Here is an 18,274-nt window from a genome sequence, read left to right as displayed (position 1 = left end):
CTAGTGCTTGCCGGCCGGCTCCTGCTCGCGGACCGCTTCGCTCTTCGGTGCGACCGATGCCAGCACCGGCTTGCCCAGCATCGAGATCACTACGGCGCCGATCAGCATCGGGATGATGAAGAGGAAGTACAGGTCGGTGGGCTGCCAGCCGCCGTCCATCAGTGCGCCGGCGATGATCGGCGACGCGATGGCGCCGACCCGGCCCATGCCGATGACCAGGCCCAGCGCTGTGCCGCGCACATCGGAGGTGTAGTAGGTGGGGCTGATGGCCAGCATGCCGGCGATGGGCGCGTTGGAGCCAAAGCCGACCAGGGCGGCGGCGAACAGCGCTCCGGCCAGCGAGCCGGTGGAGAGCGAGAACGCACCGAAGGTCAGGCCGCCGATCACGAAGAACACCGCGAGGACCTTGCGCATCGGGAAGCGGGCACCGAACGCACCCAGCACAACGGCGCCGATGATTGCGCCAACGCTGAAGAGCACGCCGGCGGTGATGCCGTCCTGCTGGCTGAATCCACTGGCGGTGACCAGCTTGGGGGTCCAGGAGTTAGCGAAGTAGAAGCTGGCCATCAGGATGAAGTACGCCAGCGAGATCAGGATGGTGCGGCGGGCGTTGACGCCGGTCAGTACGTCCGCGAAGCGGGACTTCTTCTTGGCCGGGGCCTCGGGCAGCGCAGGCAGCTCGCCGACCACCGGCTGGTCGATCCGGCGCAGCACCTTGTTGATGCGCTGCAGGGCATTTTCCGGGCGGCGTACCAGCAGGAAGTCGACCGACTCGGGGACGGCCTTCCAGATGAACGGAATCATGATCACGGTGATGACGGCACCGAACAGGAAGGCGGAGCGCCAGCCGAACGCGCTGATCAGGACGCCGGTGGCCATGCCGCCCAGCACACCGCCGATCGGCTGGCCGATGCTGACGAGGGCCAGCGCGGTGGAGCGCCGTTTGGCGTTGGAGAACTCGGACGCCAGCACGTTTGCGGTTGCCTGCAGCGTGCCCACGGCCAAGCCGGTGACGAAGCGCAGCACCACCAGCACGCCGTAGCCGGGCGCGAACGCGGAGACCAGCATGCCCACAGCGACGACGGCGGCGCCGATCACCAGCGTCTTCTGCCGGCCGATCACATCCGCGACACTGGAGACGAAGATGGACCCAATCGCCATGCCGACCAGTGCAGAGCTCAGCAGCACACCCAACTGGCTGGCGCTCAGGCCCCAGTCCTCCATCACGGCGTTGGCGCTGAACGCCATCACCAGGACGTCGAAACCGTCGATCATGTACAGCGCCATACAGATGGCAATGACGCCAACCTGGGTGCGCTTCATCGGAGCCGCTTCGATGCGGGCCTTGATATCCATAGCGGGGCCTAACTTGTTGCTGGCGCGGCCGCCGAGGCCGCGGGTCTAACTGAACGTCCGGTAGGTTCGTTGAGCCATCAACTATATGACTTGAACAACCCCGCCCTGTGCCACACGCCATAGATATGTGAGCAAGCTCTCGTGGCGGGGGTTACAGCTTCCTGCATCTGGCTTGGAGGGCTGCCGGGGCTAGCCCGCCTCCCGCAGACGGGAGCACAGTTGATGGAGGGGTCCACAGTCCTCCGGCAAACCGGACCTGAACAGGAGAAGACCATGAGAATTGCAGTCCTTGGAACCGGCAGGGTAGGCCGAACCATCGCGGCGCGCCTTGCCGAGCTCGGCCACACCGTCACCCTGGGAACCCGCGATCCGGAAGCCACACTGTCCCGGACGGCGCCTGACGCCATGGGCACCCCGCCTTTAGCCGACTGGGCCGCCGACAACCCCGGCATCGACGTGGCCCGCTTCGCCGACGCCGCCGCCGGCGCCGAGCTGATCGTCAACGCGACCAACGGCGGCGCATCCCTGGACGCCTTGACCCAGGCCGGAACCGAGAACCTCGACGGCAAAGTCATCCTGGACATCGCGAACCCCTTGGACACCAGCCAGGGGATGCCTCCGACCCTCTTCGTCAAGGACACCGATTCGCTCGGCGAGCAGATCCAGCGGGCCTTCCCTGCAGCCCGCGTTGTAAAGTCCCTCAACACGCTGACTGCCGAATTTCAGGCCTACCCGGCCCGGCTCCCCGAGACCGGCACGGTCTTCGTGTCCGGCAACGACGCCGAGGCCAAGAGCACGGTCACTGAACTCCTGAAGGATTTCGGCCACCAGGATGTCATCGACCTTGGCGACATCACCACCGCCCGCGGTGCCGAAATGGTGATGCCGCTCTGGCTCCGCCTCTGGGGCGCGCTGGGTTCCCCCGCCTTCAATTTCAAGATCGTCCGCTGACGACTGACGCGATCGGGCCGATCCCGCGATCATCCAGGGGGCACCAATGGCAACGGCGGGGCACACCTCTCGGTGCGCTCCGCCGTCGGCCGTTCGGGGTCGGGCTAATCCAGGATGACCTGATCCAAATCGACCGGCTTGTCGACCACCTTGTACTTGACCATGAGCTCGCTGATCTTCTGCAGCGAGTCGCGGTCGATCTCGCCAGAATGCGACTCAAGAAGCAAACCATCGGCCAGTTCCGGGTCCATCTTCAGGAAGGTCGGCAGCAGGGCCCGAATTTCATCCTGATGGGATTCGGCATAGTCGGAGACCTCGGCAAGGGCTGCCTTGAAGTCGGCCACCAACTCGGGGTTTTCTTCGGCCCATTTCCCGCTCGCAAAAGCAACCAGCGTGGGCTGGCCCGGGATGGTTTCTTGGTAGTTGTAGGTGACCAGGTGGTGCCCCGCCTCGAGAGCCTGGCTCAGGAACGGCTGGGCCAGCCATACGGCGTCCGCATTCCGCTTCTCAAGCTGCGCCGGGGCATCCGGGAAGGCGATCTCGGTGAATTCTACCGAGGAGGGGTCCGCCCCGGCCTTCGCCATGGCCTCCATGATGGTGATGTCACCCTGGCCTGCGATCGTGTTCACCGAGACCTTCTTACCCTCAAGGTCAGCGACCGTCTCGATGCCGGAATCCTTCAGCGCCACCACGCCGGTGATGTCGTCCCCGGTGGCCAGTGAATGCGAGTACCCGGAGATGATCTTCAGGTCCAGGCCCTTCGACACGGCCAGCATCGTGGAGACGGGGTTGCCGATGGCAACATTCATGGTTCCCGTCGAGACGGCGGGCAACATGGAGGCCCCGCCTTGCCCGGACTGCATCTCGATTTCGATGCCGTGCTTGGCAAACAGCCCCTTGTCGATGCCCAACTGCAGAGCGGCCGACGGGGCGATTGGGATGGCACCCACGGTCACCTTCCGCAGATCCGTATCCACGCCCGCGGAGGTCTGCAGGGCGCCTGAGACGCTGCCGCTTCCGCATCCCGCGAGCAAAGCTACGGCCAAGCCTCCGGCGACCATTGTTCCGAGCAGTTTTTTCACAACACCCTCTTGATCATTTTTGGTGAGCTGTCTCACACGACTGGAACGACTGTAATCAGAGCCGGGCAGGCGACAAACGGATTGGTCGGACATTCCCGTAGGCGGAACGGAGGCGCCGCAGGAGTAAGGAGTGAACGAGCGCAGCCCCAGGAGCACAGCTGCATGCAATTCCTTCTGACGGAATCTAAGCCCCGTGCATGGTCAGCGGTGATGGAGCGTGATTACAGTCACAGGACAGGCTTTAGGGCCCTGATCAGTTCCAGTCATGTAAGGACATTCCATGCCCCCCGTTGAACAAGGCTCCCTGCTGCTGCCAGCCCCCGGGAAGGAGCAGTGGCCGTCCTCCCGGATGGGTCGATTCCTGCTGGGCATCGAGCAGAAAACCGGGCGCACGTTTGCCGACTACGAGGAAGCCTGGCAGTGGTCGGTCGACAACCTGGAGGACTTCTGGGCCGAAGTCTGGGATCACTTCGACATCATCTCCCACTCCCCCTACACCACCGTGCTCGCCGAGCGCACGATGCCGGGAGCCCGGTGGTTTCCCGGAGCCACCCTGAACTACACCGAGCACATCATCCGGTCGCTCCGCCGGCGCAGCGACCATGTCATGGTCAAGTCCCGGAGCCAGACCAGCGGCAGTATCGACTGGACCGGGGCCCGGCTACTCGAGGAAATCGGCAGGATCCAGCAGGGCCTCCTCCGGCACGGCATCAAGCCCGGCGACAGAGTCGCCGGCTACCTGCCCAACATCCCGCAGACCCTCGCCGCCTATTTGGCGACGACGGCGCTCGGCGCTATCTGGTGCTCGGTGCCGCCGGAGATGGGTCCGAAGTCCGTCCTGGACCGGATTACCCAACTGGAACCAGCACTGATGCTGGCGATCGACGGCTATCGCTGGGGCAAACGAGAACTCTCCCGCGCGGATGACCTGGCCAGGATCCGTGATTTTTTGCCTGAAATGGGCACTGTCCTGCTGCCCTACCTGAGTGACGACGCCGAGGCGCCTGCCGGTGCCGAGCTCTACGCGGACTTCACCCGCGACCTCGGAACGATCCACTGTGAACCGGTCCCGTTCGACCATCCGCTCACCGTGCTGTTCTCCTCGGGGACCACGGGCAAGCCCAAAGCCATTGTCCATTCCCACGGCGGCCTGCTGCTGGAGCACTACAAGGCGATGGGCCTGCACTTTGACATGAGCGAGTCCGATACCGCCTTCTGGTTCACGACGACCGGCTGGATGGTCTGGACCCTGAGTGTCTCCACGCTCCTGATGGGAGCCGCCTTGGTGCTGGAGGACGGCGACCCCAACTGGCCCGGGCTGGACGGAGAATGGTCCCAGTGGGCCATCCTCGCCCAGACCGAAGCAACCTACCTGGGCACCGGAGCCGCCTATCTGGCCGCCTGCGCACACGCCGGCCTCCAGCCCGCCAAGAAATGGGACCTCAGCAGGCTCCGGGAGGTCCAATGCTCTGGCTCTCCGCTCGCCGCCGATGTGGCGGGCTGGGTGTACACGTCGGTCAACCCGGATCTGCTGCTGGCACCGACCTCCGGGGGAACCGACATCTGCGCTGCGTTCATTGGCGCCAGCCCGCTCACGGCGGTCTACGCCGGGGAAATGTCCTGCCGCCCGCTTGGCGTGGCAGTGGCATCCTGGGATCCCGAGGGTCGGCCGATCCGCGGGTCCGCCGGGGAGCTGGTGGCCACCCAGCCGATGCCCTCGATGCCCGTGTTCTTCTGGGGCGACGAAGATTTCGAACGCTACCGCAACAGCTACTTCGGCGCCTACGAGGGCGTCTGGCGGCACGGCGACTGGCTGATCCAGACCGAACGCAACAGCTGGATCATTACCGGCCGCTCCGACGCCACGTTGAACCGCGGCGGAGTGCGCCTGGGCACGGCGGAGTTCTACGCCGTGCTCGACGGCCTGCCGGATGTTGCCGACAGCATGGTGCTGCACTTCGAAGACGGCGGCGGCATGGGCAAGCTGGTGCTGCTGGTCGAGGCGGGCGAGCATGCCGACCACGACCAGCTCGAAACGTCCATCCGCAACACCTTGCGGGCGGAGCTCTCGCCCCGGCACGTCCCGGACTACATCGTGTTCGTGCCCAGCATTCCACGCAACCCCACCGGCAAGAGGCTGGAGATTCCGCTTAAGCGCCTGATCCAGGGCGCGGTGCTAGGTGAAGTCATGGATCTAGGCGTAGTGGTTCGGCCGGAGGACATCGATGACACGGTCCGCCGGGTCAACCGCGTGCTGGAACCCAGCTGACGCGGGCGCACCGAAGCGCAGACGATCGCGCCGAACCAACCACGCAAATTGCGCAGCACGGAATCCGCCTCCAGCGTATTGCGCACAGCAAGACAGCCGCGCAGGCTGAAAGTGATCCACAACATAGTTCCGGCCGGCAACTCCCGGTACGGGCAAGGACAAGGACAAACGGTATTTATGGACGTTGACCTGGAAGAGCTCGCCGCCATCATCGAGCAGCTCGACAAAACCGAGTTCACTGACTTCCTGTACGAGCAGGGTTCGCTGCGGATCCACGTGCGCCGGGGCGGGTATTTCCCCGAGCTTGCGAGCCAGGCCAACGGCCAGGCAGCGGCCGCCAGCCCGGCTCCCGGAGCTGTCCCCGCTCCGGCCGCAGCTGCCGCCCCCACCGCGCCGCCAACTGCGGCGCCCCCGACTGCCGCCGCACCGGCTGCGGTCACAGCGTCTGCGGCCGTTCCGCCTGCCGGATCAAACGGCCAGAGCAACAAGATCAGCCCGGACAACCTGCCGGCCGGCCGCACGTTGGTCACCGCACCCATGCTCGGCACGTTCTACGGCGCACCCAAACCCGGCGAACCCGCCTTCGTCCAAGTCGGGGACACCGTCACGCCGGACTCCGTGCTGTGCATCGTCGAAGTGATGAAACTGATGAACTCGGTGGCCGCTGGGGCTGAAGGCGAAATCGCCGCGGTCTTCGTCCAGGACGGCGAGCTGGTCGAGTTCGAGCAGCCGCTGTTCGCCATTCGGGCCGCGTCATGAACCATCGCGTGTTCGTCGCCAACCGCGGTGAGATCGCGGTCCGCATTATTGAAGCCTGCGATCGGCTGGGATTTGAGACGGTGCTCGGCGTTTCCACCGCGGACAAGGACACCCTGGCGGCCAAACGGGCCGGCCGTGTGCTGGTGCTGGGCGGACCGCGGCCCGGCGACAGCTACCTGAACATGGATGCGGTGGTGCAGGCAGCGGTTTCCACCGGCTGCACCGCGGTCCATCCGGGCTACGGCTTCCTGTCCGAACGGCCGGCCTTCGCCGACCTGTGCGCCGAAAACGGCCTGGTCTTCGTGGGGCCTTCACCGGACGCACTCCGGGCCCTCGGCGACAAGCTGACCGCCCGCCACCTGGCTGAGTCCGTTGGCGTTCCCGTTTCGGCCGGCGGAACCGCCCAATCGGCGGAGCAGGTGCGTGAACTTGCCGAAAGTATCGGATATCCGGTGCTGATTAAGGCAGCGCACGGCGGCGGCGGGCGCGGGATGAAGCTCGTGACCTCAGCTGCCGAGCTGGCCGAGGCCTGGCAGGTAGCCTCCGCGGAGGCAGAGGCGTCCTTCGGCGACGGCACGGTCTTCTTGGAACGCTTTGTCACCGACGCCAAGCACGTGGAGGTGCAGATCATCGGCGACCGCCACGGGCACCGGGTGCACCTGGGGGAACGCGAGTGTTCGGTGCAGTACCGCTACCAAAAGGTGGTGGAGGAAGCACCATGCGCGGCGCTGCCGGAATCCACCCGTGCACTGCTGCACGCCAGCGCGTTGAAGATCGCCGAAGCATTGGACTACGTGGGTCTGGGGACGGTGGAGTTCCTCTACGACGTCGACCGGGACGAGCTGGCCTTCCTGGAAGTGAATCCGCGCCTGCAGGTGGAGCATCCGGTCACCGAAGCAGTCACCGGCGTGGATCTGGTGCGGGAACAGTTGCTGGTCACGCTGGGCGAGCCGCTGTCCTTCACGCAGGCGGACATCTCGCTGACCGGGCACGCCATTGAATGCCGGATCACTGCGCAGGACCCGGAACAGGATCTGCGCCCCTCGCCGGGAACCGTGACCCGCTGGCGGCCGTCGGCGGCCGGCGGTCTCCGGTTGGATACGCACATCTACGAGGGGTACCGCTTCCCGCCCTTCTACGACGCGCTGATGGGCAAGCAGATCGCGTGGGCCCCGGACCGGGCAGCGGCCATCACGCGGATGGAAGGAGCCCTGGCAGCCTTCGAGATCGGCGGCGTCACCACCTCGCTCCCGTTGTTGCGGCGCATCCTCGCGCACCCGGACTACCAAACCAACGCCGTGACCACGCACTGGCTGAACGGCGACCTCGACAACCTCATGGCACAGGAGGTGCACTGATGGCGGACATCAATCTGGTGGATGTATCCCTGCGGGACGGCAACCAGAGCATCTGGGGCGCCACCGGCGTCACTACCCGCATGGTCGAAGGCGTCACGCCGGATCTGGACCAGGTGGGCTACCGCGTGCTGGAGATCGTTTCCAGCACGCTGATGGCCACCGCCGTGCGCTACCACCGCGAGGATCCGTGGGAGCGGCTGCGGGCGGCCCGGGATCGGACGCCCAACACGCGGCTGGGTTTCCTGACCACCGGCAAGCGGTTCATCACCTTCCACCGCACGCCCGACGCCGTGTTCGAGCTGGCCTTCAGCCTGCTGGCCCGCAACGGAGTCAGCAGGCTCTGGGTCATCGATCCCATGCACGACATGGAAGGCGCCAAGCGCACAGCGGAGATGGCCAAGCGAGTGGGCTTCGAGGAAGTCATCGGCGGCATCTGCTACACCACCAGCCCGGTGCATACCGACGACTACTTCGCCGCCAAGGCGGCCGAGCTGGAGGACTGCCCGGCCATCGACGGCCTGTACCTGAAGGATCCCGCCGGCCTGCTGACCCCGGACCGGGTCAAGACGCTGGTGCCGCTGATGCAGTCCAGCCTGCGGCAGAAGAAGTTCGACGAGATCCACTCGCACTCCACCACCGGCCTTTCGCCGCTCACCGTGCTGGATGCGGCCGATCTGGGCATCCACACCATCCACTGCGCGCTGCCGCCGCTGGCCAACGGGGCGTCCCATCCCGAAGCCCAGCAACTGGTGCGCAACCTCCGCGCCCGCGGCCACACCGTTGACGTGGACCTGGACGCGATGGCGCGGGCCTCGGCCTACCTGCAGCGGCAGGCGAAAATCAAGAACCTTCCGGTCGGCACGCCCAACGAATACGACGAGGCCTACTACCGGCACACCATCCCCGGCGGCGTGCAGTCCACCACCCGGCGCCAGCTGACGGAGATCCGCCGCCCGGAACTGTTCGACGCGGTCATCGAAGAGTCGGTGCAGGTCCGCGAGGACCTGGGCTGGCCGATCGTGATGACGCCGTTCGCCCAGTACATCGTGGCCCAGGCCACCCTGAACGTGATCTCCGGCGAGCGCTACAAGCAGATCTCCGACGAGGTGATCGACCTGCTGCGCGGCGACTTTGGCCCGCTCCCCGGTCCGGTGGACCCTGAGCTGATGGACCGCGCGATGGCCACTAAACGCGGCCAACAACCAGTGAACGACGGCGGCGACGTCACCATCAAGGACCTGCGACAGCGCTTCGGCGCCACCATCAGCGACGAGGAACTGCTGCTGCGCGCGGTGATGCCGGCCGAGCAGGTCGACGGGATGTACGCCGCGAAGGCTGCCTCGCCCGTCTCCTCGCTGAAGAAGCTGCTCTCGCTCGCGGAGGACCGGCCGACGCTGCATTCGGTATCGGTCAGCGACGGCACCACCAAATTTTCCCTCGAACGCCCCACTGCCCAGGAGGCCTCCCGGTGAGCACTGTCAACGAGATGAACGACGCCATACGGAACTCCCGCGGCTGGGTGCTGGACGTGGACGGCTGCCTGATGCGGACCAAGCGCGCCGGCGGAGCAGGAGGCGAGGCCATGCCGCACGCCGCGGACCTGCTGGCAGCGCTGCACGCCGCAGGCCACGCCGTCGTCGTCTGCACCAATGCTTCGGAGAAAACGCCCGCCGAGTATGCGGCCCATCTGCGGGATAAGGGCATCGGCGTGAGGGATGAAGAGTTTGCGACTGCCGGCAGCGCCGCCGCCGAATACATCGCCTACCACCACCCCGGCGCCCGGGTGCTGGCCCTCGGCGCGGCAGGCCTGACAGATCCGCTGCGCCGCCTCGAGGTGGAACTGGCCGATCCGGGCGATCCGGAACCGGCCGGCGTCGTGGTTGTCGGAGCCATGGACGCCTACAGCACGGCGCAGGTCAACGCCGCCAGCCTGGCCGTGGACGCCGGTGCCCCGCTCTACACCACCGTGGATGTGCCGTGGTTCCACGGCGGCCTGGGCAAGTCGGTGTGCATCTCGGCGGCGATCGCCAACGCCATCGGTTGGGCCGCTGGCGCCACCCCGCAGGTGCTGGGCAAGCCCTCCGTCGCACTCGGCGAGACGTTGCTGCGCCGGCTGGGCGTGCCTGCGGCCGAGGTCACCGTGGTCGGCGACGCCACCGTGGAGATCCAACTGGCCCGGCAGATGGGCGCCAACAGTGCGCTGGTGCTCTCCGGGGCCACCAGCGTCGAGAAACTCGACACCCTGACCGGCGAGGCGCGGCCGGACCTGGCCGTCGCCGACGTCGCCGAACTGTACCAACTGCTTGTTCCCTCCCTTTCACTGACGCAAGGAGCCCGACCATGAGCACTGACAGCAACCGTTTCCCGTTCTTCCACGAGGCAAAGGCGCCGGGGGGCGCCGAAGGCTGGGAGTCCATGTACCCGTACTATCTGGTCCCTTCCGAGGAGACCCGGGCGCATGAGGACGCCCAGTTCTGGTTCGCCGACACCATGCACTGGTCGCGCGGCTGCCACCCCTTCGACAGCATCGGCGCCGAGGCGGTCTACCTGGGCGTGGGCACCTTCAGCACCCGGATCTTCGCCCTCCCGGTCTCGCTTGGCTTGGACGTGCGGGTGAAGAACGGCTACGTCTACATCTCCCCGCTGGGCGTCACCGACCCCGAGCGGATCCAGGAGCGGGCGGCCGTGTTCCAGAAGCGTGCCGGCTACTACTACGCCAACTGGGACGAGCTGTACGGGAAGTGGAAGACCAAGATGGAGGGCGCCATCGCATCCCTGCAGTCCATCTCGTTCCAGAAGCTGGCCGAATACGACCCGGACCACGTGGTCGATGAGGCCCGCGGCCGCTCCGACGCCATGGCCCTGACCGAGAACTACCACCGGCTGATCGACGAGTTCTTTGCCATCTGGCAGTACCACTTCGAGTTCCTCAACCTCGGCTACGGCGGGTACATCACCTTCTTCCAGTTCTGCAAGCAGGCCTTCCCGCTGATCACCGACCAGAGCATCTCCCGCATGGTCGCCGGCGTGGATGTTCTGGCCTTCCGGCCCGACGATGAATGCCGGCGCCTGGCCCAGCTCGCCAACGACTTGGGACTCGTCGAAACGGTGACCGCGGAAGGCACGACGGATCAGCTGCGGTCCGCGCTCGAGGCCACCGAGAACGGGCGGACCTGGCTCGCCTCCTTCGACGAGACCCGCGACCCCTGGTTCAACTACTTCACCGAGTACGGCTTCACGCACGACCAGGAAACCTGGAACTCCAATCCCGCCATTCCGGTGGGCAACATCGCCAGCTACGCCCGGAAGATCGCCGCAGGCGAGGACATCTCCCGCCCGATCGAGCGGCTGCGCGCCGAACGCGACGAGATTGTCGACGAGTACCGTGCCCTGCTCACCGCCGATGAGGCGAAACAGTTCGAGGAGCTGCTGGGCCTGGCCCGCACCGTGTTCCCCTACATCGAAGAGCACAACATCTACGTGGAGCACTGGTCGCACAACGTGTTCTGGCAGAAGTGCCATGAACTGGCCCAGGTACTGGTCGACGCCGGCTTCCTCGCCAACGCCGACGACATGTTCTACCTCAACCGCTTCGAACTGGACACGGTCCTGTCCGACGTCGTGCAGTCGTGGGCCATCGGGGTGGAAGCCCGCGGCAAGGCACGGTGGGCCGCGGAAATCGAGCGGCGCAAGCCCATCGTGGCGGCCCTGCAGGCAGCCTCCGCCCCGCCTGCCTACGGCATTCCGCCGCAGGAGGTCACGGATCCGTTCGCGGTGATGAACTACGGCGTCACCACCGAACGCGTCAACGACTGGCTCGGCGCCTCCGACGGCGAGTCCAAAACGCTCAACGGCATCCCCGGGTCGCTGGGGATCGTCGAAGGTCCGGTGCGGGTGCTGCGCTCGGAAAAGGACCTGCCGGACCTGCAGCCCGGCGAGATCCTGGTTGCGCCGATCACTGCACCGTCCTGGGCGGCCGCGTTTGCCGTGGCCACCGGCGTCATCACGGACATCGGCGGCATGATGTGCCATGCCGCGATCGTCTGCCGCGAATACGGCATCCCGGCCGTGGTCGGCACCGGCTTCGCCACCGCCCGGCTGAAGACCGGACAGCGGGTGCGCATCGACGGAAAGGCGGGCACCGTCGTCGTGCTCGATGACGAGCCCGCCGGCACCACCACGGACACGAGGGCCGAAGATCTCGGCGTTCCCGCGGCCGGCTGAATATCCCACTGCAAGGAGCAAGGCCCATGTTTACCCTGGAATTCACCCACCCCGATTGCCGCGACGTTCGGCAGGTCGGCGGCAAGGCCGCCAGCCTGGCCGAGATGACCGCCCAAGGGCTGCCCGTCGCCCCGGGCTTCGCCGTCACGGCGGCCGGTTACCGCAGGTACCTGGAAGAGGCCGGGCTCAAGGAGTTCGCCACCCAGGTCCTGGACGGGCTGCGGCCCGACTCCGGCCAGGCCGCCTTCGACGAGGCGGAGCGGGTTATTGCGGCGCGGCTGGCCGGGATTCCGCTGCCGGACGAACTGGCGGCGCCGGTCCGGGAGGCGTACGCCAAACTCTGCGCTGACTGCGGGGTGGACGACGTGGCGGTGGCAGTGCGCTCCAGCGCTACCGCGGAGGACTCGGTGGGCGCCAGCTTCGCCGGGGAATTCGAAACCTGGGTGGACATCACCGGCGCCGAGAACGTGCTGGCCCACATCCACAAGTGCTACGTCAGCGTGTTTGCCGGCCGGGTGCTGTCCTATCTGGCGGAAAAAGAGATCGATCCGCATGAGATTGAAATGGCCGTGGTGGTGCAGAAGGTGGTCCGTGCCCGGGCCGCCGGCGTGATGTTCACGCTGAGCCCGACCAGCGGGGACCGCTCCAAGATTGTGCTGGAGGCGAGCTGGGGCCTGGGGTTGTCGGTGGTGGGCGGCGAAGTCACGCCGGACCGGTTCCTGGTGGAGAAGATCGGGTTGGGCATCGCCGACCGAACCCCCGGGTACAAGCACATCGAGTACCGCCGCGGCGACGCGCCCCAGGACGTGCCCGAGGACCGCCGCTCCGTGCTCTGCCTGGCGGATGAGGAGGTCACCGCGCTGGCGGCCTTCGGCAAGCAGTTGGAGAAGATTCATCAGGCGCCGCAGGACATCGAGTTCGCCGTGGACGAAGAGCTGCCGGACGGCAAGAACCTGGTCCTTCTCCAGTGCCGGCCGGAAACCGTGTGGTCGAACGCGGACCGTCCGCCGGCCTTCGACGCGTCGGCTGGCATGATGTCATGGATCACCGGCAGCATCTCCGGGCGGACCGCTCCGCCGGCGTCGGGTGCCGCGCATCAGCATTAGCCCGCGGCGGCTTCCGGCCGGTACCGGCTTCGTCCGGGCCGTCTGCAAGTCCATCTGTTCGAGTCCGTCCCGTCCTTCATCCGGATGGGACGGACTCGACGGCGTTAGTGCGGTGGCTTTTGCAGCCGTTCTTCCACATCGGCCGCGGCCGCCCGCAGCGCCGCCACATAGTCGGGCATGTCATCCCGGGTGAAACGGATGCTGGGCGTCGCAGTGGTCAGGGCGGCGATGGGCTTTCCGGCAGCGTCGTTGATGCTCACCCCCAGGCCAATCACGCCCTGCTCCGTCTCCTCAAAGTTCGTGCCGAATTCCGCCCGGCGGATCTTGGTCATGCTCCGCTTCAGCGTGGCCAATGAATCGATCCGGCCGGTGGGCCAGGATGGCAGCCCGCTGCGGTAAAGCTCTTCCAGTTCGACGTTACTCAGCTGCGCCAGCATCGCCTTTCCTCCCGCCGAGACAAAGGCGGGCATCTGGTCGCCCACCCGCATGCCCACGCGCAGTGTGGCCTGGGATTCGACGCCGTCGACAAACACGATGTTGCCGCCGCGCAGCACCATCAGTTGCACCGTCTCGCCCACCGCCTGGTGCAGGGCCATCAGGGCCGGACGGGCGTTTTCACGCAGCATCTGCACGGAGAAGGTCTCCGCCGACCGTTCGGACAGCACCGGCCCCTCGCGGTAGCGCCGTTCCCGGTCCTGGACCGCGAATCCCCGGAATGCCAGGGCGGAGAGCAGCCGGTGCGCAGTGGAGGGAGCAACGTTGAGGTGCTCCGCGGCAGCCTTGACGGACACCGGCCCTTCGGAGCGCATCAGCAGCACCAGCAAGAGGGCCCGGTCTACGGACTCGACGGGTGAGGCCTCGGCATTTCGCATGAGGGAATTGTCACACGGCGTTTCTGCTGGGCGGAACCCCCGGAGCAGCCGCGCAGGGCGGCTCAGTCTGCGGGCGGCGCAGCCTGCCCGTCGTGCCTCGAGGCTACTCTGGCGCGAGGCCGCCCCGCAGGTTTGCCTCGGCGGGCACCTTGGCGCGCTTCCGCCGCGGGAGCTTGGGCCCGCGCAGTTCCTCGGAGCGGACCAGCACGACGCCGGCGACGATCAGCACGCCGCCAAGCAACTGGATGATGGCGGGGAGCTCGCCCAGCAGCAGCCAAGCCCAGATGACGGCGAAGAGCACCTCGGTCAGCGAGACGAAGGATGCCACCTTGGAGCCGAGTGCCCGGGCGGCCATGATGCCGGTGACGTAGGACAGCACGGTGGACAGCAGCACCAGCCCGGCCAGCGGTACCCACCACTGGGTGTGCCAGCCCGCCAGCTGCACATCGGCCGTGCTGAAGGCCATCGGCAGGATCTGCACTGCGCCCAGGACCACAATGGCGGCGCCGCCCACCAGCAGGCCGCCGGCGGCCAATACCAGCGGGGGCAGCGAATCGTTCTGCTTGGCGGTGATGAAGAAGTAGACCACCAGGCACACTGCCGCGCCGAGCCCCCAGAGAACGCCGGCCAGGTCCAGCTTGACCGGCCCGAAGACGTCCAGCACGAGCATCAGACCGGCCACCGCCAGGACGGTGCCGGCGATGGTCGCTGGGCGGGGCATCCGGCGGCTGGTCAGCCAGAGCCAGAGGACAATCAGCACCGGCGCCAGGAACTCGAGCAGCAGCGCGACGCCCACGGACAGGGTGGTCACGGCGTTGAAGTAGAAAAGCTGGCAGCCGGCCACCCCGATCAACCCGAAGAGCACAATGGTCTTCCAGTTCTGCCACAGTTGGTGCCACCGGCCGCGCAGCATGAAGGCGGCGGGCAGGAACAGGATCAGGGCCGCACCCACCATGCGCACCGCCACCGCGGAGCCGGGCGTCCAGCCGGCTTCCAGCAGGGACTTGGCAAAGGACCCGGAGAGCCCGAACACTGCCGAGGAAGCCAAGGCGATGCCGACGCCGGCCACGGCTGATCCGGGGCGCGGCGGAGCTGTTAGGAGGCGCTGCTCGGCAACGGTTGAAGCCATGATGGGTCCTTCAGGATGTGCGGTTCGCTCCCGGCGCAGAATGGTCCTGTCAGGAGTCATAAGAGGTATACTCCTGACAATAAACCCGCCAACGCTCAGGAGTCAAGATGGTATTTACTCATGACACGCAGCATTCGTTGGTGGACGCGGCCCGGCTGGTCAACACCGCCGAGGTCCATCCGGATGGCTTGAGCAGCATGGAGGATCTGGACGCCTTCGTGCGCTCGGTGGGCTATACCGGCTCGCGCACGCATTCCGCCGGGGAGTTGGAAGCGGTCCGCGGCCTGCGCCCGGTGCTCAAGGAGGCCTGGTCAGCGCCGGAGGACCGCGCCGTCACAATGGTGAATAAGATTCTGGCCGACGCCGGTGCCATCCCGCAGCTGGTCAAGCACGATCAATGGGATTACCACCTGCACGCCACCAGTCCCGATGCACCGCTGCACGTCCGGATCTCGGTGGAGGCCGCGATGGCGCTGGTGGACGTGATCCGCGAAAAGCAGCTGGACCGGTTGAGGACCTGCGCCGCAGAGGACTGCTCGGCGGTGCTCGTGGACCTGTCCAAAAACCGGTCAAAGCTCTTCTGCGACACCGGCAACTGTGCCAACCGCACCCACGTGGCCGCCTATCGGGCGCGGAAGTCGGCAGCCGCCAGCTGAGCACCGGGCGCTACCGGCCACGCCCCCCGTTACCTAATGGGAGGTGAGGGCGCCAGATGAGGTCTTCCCGTTTCCCCTGGACTCGGAACTGGTTCAGGCCATAGCCGTGCTTGCACGGGCGCAACAGGACGCGGTCTGGGACCGGCAGCAGCACGCCAACCGCATCCGTTCGCTCCTGCGCGAATACTATCCATCGGCGCTGAAGGCCTTCCCCCACACCGCAGATCTAAGCAGCCCGGCCGCCAGACTCCTGCTGCGTACCGCGCCGACCCCGTCACAGGCCGCCTCCCTGACCCCGGCCCGGCTGCGGCGGATCCTGCTCAAGTCCGGCCGGACCCGGAACATCGATGCCACTGCGGCCCGTCTCCTCCCGATCCTCCGCGAAGCCGCAATGCACCAACCGCTCGGAGTCGAAGCCGCCTTCGGCACTCAGCTCACCGCTCTGCTTGGCCAGCTCGACGCCGCCTGCGACGGCCTCGATGCCCTGACCCTGGCCGTCGAAGAGCTTTTTGGCACGCACCCGGATTCAGAAATCCTCACCAGCTTCCCCGGCCTCGGACGGATCGCCGGGGCACGGATCCTGGCCGAGATCGGCGATGACCGCACCCGATTCGCTACCGCAGGCGCGCTTAAGGCCTACGCCGGGGCGGCCCCGGTGACCCGCGCCAGCGGCAAGTCCCGCACGGTCCTGGCCAGACGGGTGAAAAACAACAGGCTCGCCGCCGCCGGCTACGTCTGGGCCTTCTCTGCACTCAGCAGCTCTGCCGGGGCCCGCGCCCACTACGACCGTCGGAAAGCCTCCGGCGATCGCCACACCTCAGCCCAGCGCAACCTTTTCAACCGCCTTCTCGGCTGCCTCTATTACTGCCTGCAAACCGGCTCGAGCTACCACGAATCAGCGGCCTTCCCCAACACCGCTGCCATGGCCGCTGCTTGACTGCCTAGCCCCATCAGATGTCTTTTTCGTAGCCCGGTCCTGTTGCGGGATTTAGGGTGTGCTGGCCGGCCGGTCCCGGCATGGTTGTTGCCCCCAGTCGTTTCATGATCAGGGGGGTGTTGCCACCGGGACCGGCCCGGCGGGAGTTGATCGCTGATAGAGGCACGGCTTGCGGGGTCATTCGTAACGTGGATGCCGACGACTGCCGCCATGGTCCGGCCGGCACAGGCAGCAGCTGACGGCTCTTCGGAAGGTGGTACGCAGTGGTTCTTGACCAGCAGGACATCGACGTTTTCGTCGGCCTGGACGTCGGCAAATCCGACCACCACGCCGTCGCCCTGGACCGATCCGGGAAACGGCTCTACGACAAAACCTTGCCCAACGATGAAGCCAGGCTGCGCGAAATCCTGACCGGCCTTGGCCGGCACGGCAAGGTCCTGCTCGTCGTCGACCAGCCCGCCACCATCGGCGCGCTGCCCGTGGCCGTCGCAAGGGACATGGGCGCAACGGTCGGTTACCTGCCCGGCCTGGCAATGCGCCGGATCGCTGACCTGCACCCGGGACAGGCCAAGACCGATGCCCGCGATGCGGCGATCATCGCCGACGCAGCACGAACCATGCCGCATACCCTGCGTTCGATCGCCCTCGGTGATGAAGCCATTGCCGAACTCGGCGTGCTCTGCGGCTTCGACGACGACCTCGCCGCGCAGATCACCGCGACCAGCAACCGGATCCGCGGCCTGCTCACCCAGATTCACCCGGCGCTGGAACGCGCACTGGGCCCGCACCTGGACCACCCCGCGGTCGCGGACCTGCTCACCCGCTACCCGACCCCGGCAGCCTTAAAAACCGCCGGCCGCGGCCATGTTCGTGCACGATTGAAGAAGCGCGCGCCACGGGCAGCAGACCGGCTCACCGACGCAGTGTTCGACGCCCTCGCCGAGCAGACAGTGGTCGTCGCCGGCACCGGAGCCGCCGGCATCGTCATACCCAGACTGGCCGCACAGCTCCTGGCCCTGCGCACCCAGCGCGATGAAGTCGCCGCCCAAGTCGAAGCACTCGTGGAGGCCCACCCTCTTCACACGGTCCTGACCTCGATGCCCGGCATCGGCGTCAGGACCTGCGCCCGCATCCTGACCGAAGTCGTCGGCAAAGACTTCAAAAACGCCGGACACCTGGCCTCTTACGCCGGCATCGCGCCCGTCACCCGACGCTCCGGAACCTCAATCCGCGGCGAGCACACCAGCCGGCGTGGCAACAAGAAACTCAAACGAGCCCTGTTCCTCTCCGCCTTCGCCGCACTGCACCATCCGCCCTCCCGCGCCTACTACGACCGCAAACGAGCCGAAGGAAAACGCCACAACCAGGCCATCGTCGCCCTCGCCCGCCGCCGCTCGGACGTCCTCTTCGCCATGCTCCGCGATAGCACCCTCTATCAAGACCCAAAGCCCGGGGACTATCCCTTTAACGGTGTATCCGGCGGTTTCCATTAGTAGTTTTCAGCGGTCGGGAACCGGTCGCTGAAGGTGATGGCGAATGCGTTGAGAGCGGGCTTCCAGCGCGTTACCCATCGCA

General features: G+C 66.7%; 14 protein-coding genes and 1 pseudogene. 11 read left to right on the top strand and 4 right to left on the bottom strand.

Going from position 1 to position 18,274, the window contains the following annotated elements:
* A complete protein-coding gene (locus E4J89_RS12205; protein WP_136786428.1) occupies positions 1-1,356 on the bottom strand; it encodes an MFS transporter in 1,356 nt (451 codons plus the stop codon).
* 273 nt (positions 1,357-1,629) lie between these two features.
* Here E4J89_RS12205 and E4J89_RS12200 point away from each other — a divergent pair, with 273 nt between their 5' ends.
* Positions 1,630-2,307, top strand: a complete 678-nt coding sequence (locus tag E4J89_RS12200; RefSeq protein ID WP_136786427.1) for an NAD(P)-binding domain-containing protein — start codon at positions 1,630-1,632, stop codon at positions 2,305-2,307.
* 104 nt (positions 2,308-2,411) lie between these two features.
* Here E4J89_RS12200 and E4J89_RS12195 read toward each other — a convergent pair whose 3' ends face one another.
* Positions 2,412-3,389: an ABC transporter substrate-binding protein gene (locus tag E4J89_RS12195; RefSeq protein WP_136786426.1), complete on the bottom strand. Its 978-nt coding sequence runs from the start codon at positions 3,387-3,389 to the stop codon at positions 2,412-2,414.
* 280 nt (positions 3,390-3,669) lie between these two features.
* Between E4J89_RS12195 and E4J89_RS12190 the strand changes: the two genes are divergently transcribed.
* The 7 genes from E4J89_RS12190 (at position 3,670) to E4J89_RS12160 (ending at position 13,105) form a co-directional block, all read left to right on the top strand.
* Positions 3,670-5,658 (top strand): acetoacetate--CoA ligase, encoded by a 1,989-nt coding sequence (locus tag E4J89_RS12190; protein ID WP_136786425.1) that lies wholly within the window; start codon positions 3,670-3,672, stop codon positions 5,656-5,658.
* Positions 5,659-5,835: 177 nt separating this feature from the next.
* Complete coding sequence (locus E4J89_RS12185; protein ID WP_136786424.1) at positions 5,836-6,417, top strand: biotin/lipoyl-containing protein; 582 nt, start codon at positions 5,836-5,838, stop codon at positions 6,415-6,417.
* Positions 6,414-7,775 carry a biotin carboxylase N-terminal domain-containing protein gene (locus E4J89_RS12180; RefSeq protein ID WP_136786423.1) on the top strand — a complete coding sequence of 454 codons (1,362 nt, stop codon included), beginning with the start codon at positions 6,414-6,416 and terminating at the stop codon, positions 7,773-7,775. Before E4J89_RS12185 ends, E4J89_RS12180 begins: the two co-directional genes overlap by 4 nt.
* Positions 7,775-9,247, top strand: a complete 1,473-nt coding sequence (locus E4J89_RS12175) for a pyruvate/oxaloacetate carboxyltransferase (protein WP_136786422.1) — start codon at positions 7,775-7,777, stop codon at positions 9,245-9,247. The genes E4J89_RS12180 and E4J89_RS12175 overlap by 1 nt, the downstream gene beginning before the upstream one ends.
* Positions 9,244-10,119 (top strand): HAD hydrolase-like protein, encoded by an 876-nt coding sequence (locus E4J89_RS12170; protein WP_205754490.1) that lies wholly within the window; start codon positions 9,244-9,246, stop codon positions 10,117-10,119. Before E4J89_RS12175 ends, E4J89_RS12170 begins: the two co-directional genes overlap by 4 nt.
* Positions 10,116-11,999, top strand: a complete 1,884-nt coding sequence (locus E4J89_RS12165) for a PEP-utilizing enzyme (RefSeq protein WP_136786421.1) — start codon at positions 10,116-10,118, stop codon at positions 11,997-11,999. Before E4J89_RS12170 ends, E4J89_RS12165 begins: the two co-directional genes overlap by 4 nt.
* 26 nt (positions 12,000-12,025) lie before the next feature.
* Positions 12,026-13,105: a PEP/pyruvate-binding domain-containing protein gene (locus tag E4J89_RS12160; protein WP_136786420.1), complete on the top strand. Its 1,080-nt coding sequence runs from the start codon at positions 12,026-12,028 to the stop codon at positions 13,103-13,105.
* Between the two features lie 104 nt (positions 13,106-13,209).
* On the opposite strand, the gene E4J89_RS12155 is transcribed toward E4J89_RS12160, so the two are convergent.
* Together E4J89_RS12155 and E4J89_RS12150 are read right to left on the bottom strand one after the other, a co-directional pair.
* Positions 13,210-13,977, bottom strand: a complete 768-nt coding sequence (locus E4J89_RS12155) for an IclR family transcriptional regulator (protein WP_136786419.1) — start codon at positions 13,975-13,977, stop codon at positions 13,210-13,212.
* A 103-nt stretch (positions 13,978-14,080) separates the two neighbouring features.
* Positions 14,081-15,106: a DMT family transporter gene (locus E4J89_RS12150; RefSeq protein ID WP_136786418.1), complete on the bottom strand. Its 1,026-nt coding sequence runs from the start codon at positions 15,104-15,106 to the stop codon at positions 14,081-14,083.
* A gap of 107 nt (positions 15,107-15,213) precedes the next feature.
* Here E4J89_RS12150 and E4J89_RS12145 point away from each other — a divergent pair, with 107 nt between their 5' ends.
* The 3 genes and pseudogenes from E4J89_RS12145 (at position 15,214) to E4J89_RS12135 (ending at position 18,192) form a co-directional block, all read left to right on the top strand.
* Positions 15,214-15,762, top strand: a complete 549-nt coding sequence (locus E4J89_RS12145) for a CGNR zinc finger domain-containing protein (protein WP_136786417.1) — start codon at positions 15,214-15,216, stop codon at positions 15,760-15,762.
* Between the two features lie 79 nt (positions 15,763-15,841).
* Positions 15,842-16,699: pseudogene (locus E4J89_RS12140) on the top strand (transposase); the annotation flags it as partial.
* 263 nt (positions 16,700-16,962) lie between these two features.
* Positions 16,963-18,192: an IS110 family transposase gene (locus E4J89_RS12135; RefSeq protein WP_136786415.1), complete on the top strand. Its 1,230-nt coding sequence runs from the start codon at positions 16,963-16,965 to the stop codon at positions 18,190-18,192.
* Positions 18,193-18,274 lie beyond the last annotated feature (82 nt).

The sequence above is a fragment of the Arthrobacter sp. CAU 1506 genome, from assembly GCF_005047635.1.
In the GTDB taxonomy this organism is placed as follows: domain Bacteria; phylum Actinomycetota; class Actinomycetes; order Actinomycetales; family Micrococcaceae; genus Crystallibacter.
This window is presented reverse-complemented; position numbering and strand designations above follow the sequence as displayed.

Coding starts and splice junctions, on each gene's coding strand:
- E4J89_RS12150 (WP_136786418.1), bottom strand. CDS start 15,106: ATGGCTTCAACCGTTGCCGAGCAGCGCCTCCTAACAGCTCCGCCGCGC.
- E4J89_RS12190 (WP_136786425.1), top strand. CDS start 3,670: ATGCCCCCCGTTGAACAAGGCTCCCTGCTGCTGCCAGCCCCCGGGAAG.
- E4J89_RS12180 (WP_136786423.1), top strand. CDS start 6,414: ATGAACCATCGCGTGTTCGTCGCCAACCGCGGTGAGATCGCGGTCCGC.
- E4J89_RS12160 (WP_136786420.1), top strand. CDS start 12,026: ATGTTTACCCTGGAATTCACCCACCCCGATTGCCGCGACGTTCGGCAG.
- E4J89_RS12145 (WP_136786417.1), top strand. CDS start 15,214: ATGGTATTTACTCATGACACGCAGCATTCGTTGGTGGACGCGGCCCGG.
- E4J89_RS12205 (WP_136786428.1), bottom strand. CDS start 1,356: ATGGATATCAAGGCCCGCATCGAAGCGGCTCCGATGAAGCGCACCCAG.
- E4J89_RS12155 (WP_136786419.1), bottom strand. CDS start 13,977: ATGCGAAATGCCGAGGCCTCACCCGTCGAGTCCGTAGACCGGGCCCTC.
- E4J89_RS12200 (WP_136786427.1), top strand. CDS start 1,630: ATGAGAATTGCAGTCCTTGGAACCGGCAGGGTAGGCCGAACCATCGCG.
- E4J89_RS12165 (WP_136786421.1), top strand. CDS start 10,116: ATGAGCACTGACAGCAACCGTTTCCCGTTCTTCCACGAGGCAAAGGCG.
- E4J89_RS12185 (WP_136786424.1), top strand. CDS start 5,836: ATGGACGTTGACCTGGAAGAGCTCGCCGCCATCATCGAGCAGCTCGAC.
- E4J89_RS12175 (WP_136786422.1), top strand. CDS start 7,775: ATGGCGGACATCAATCTGGTGGATGTATCCCTGCGGGACGGCAACCAG.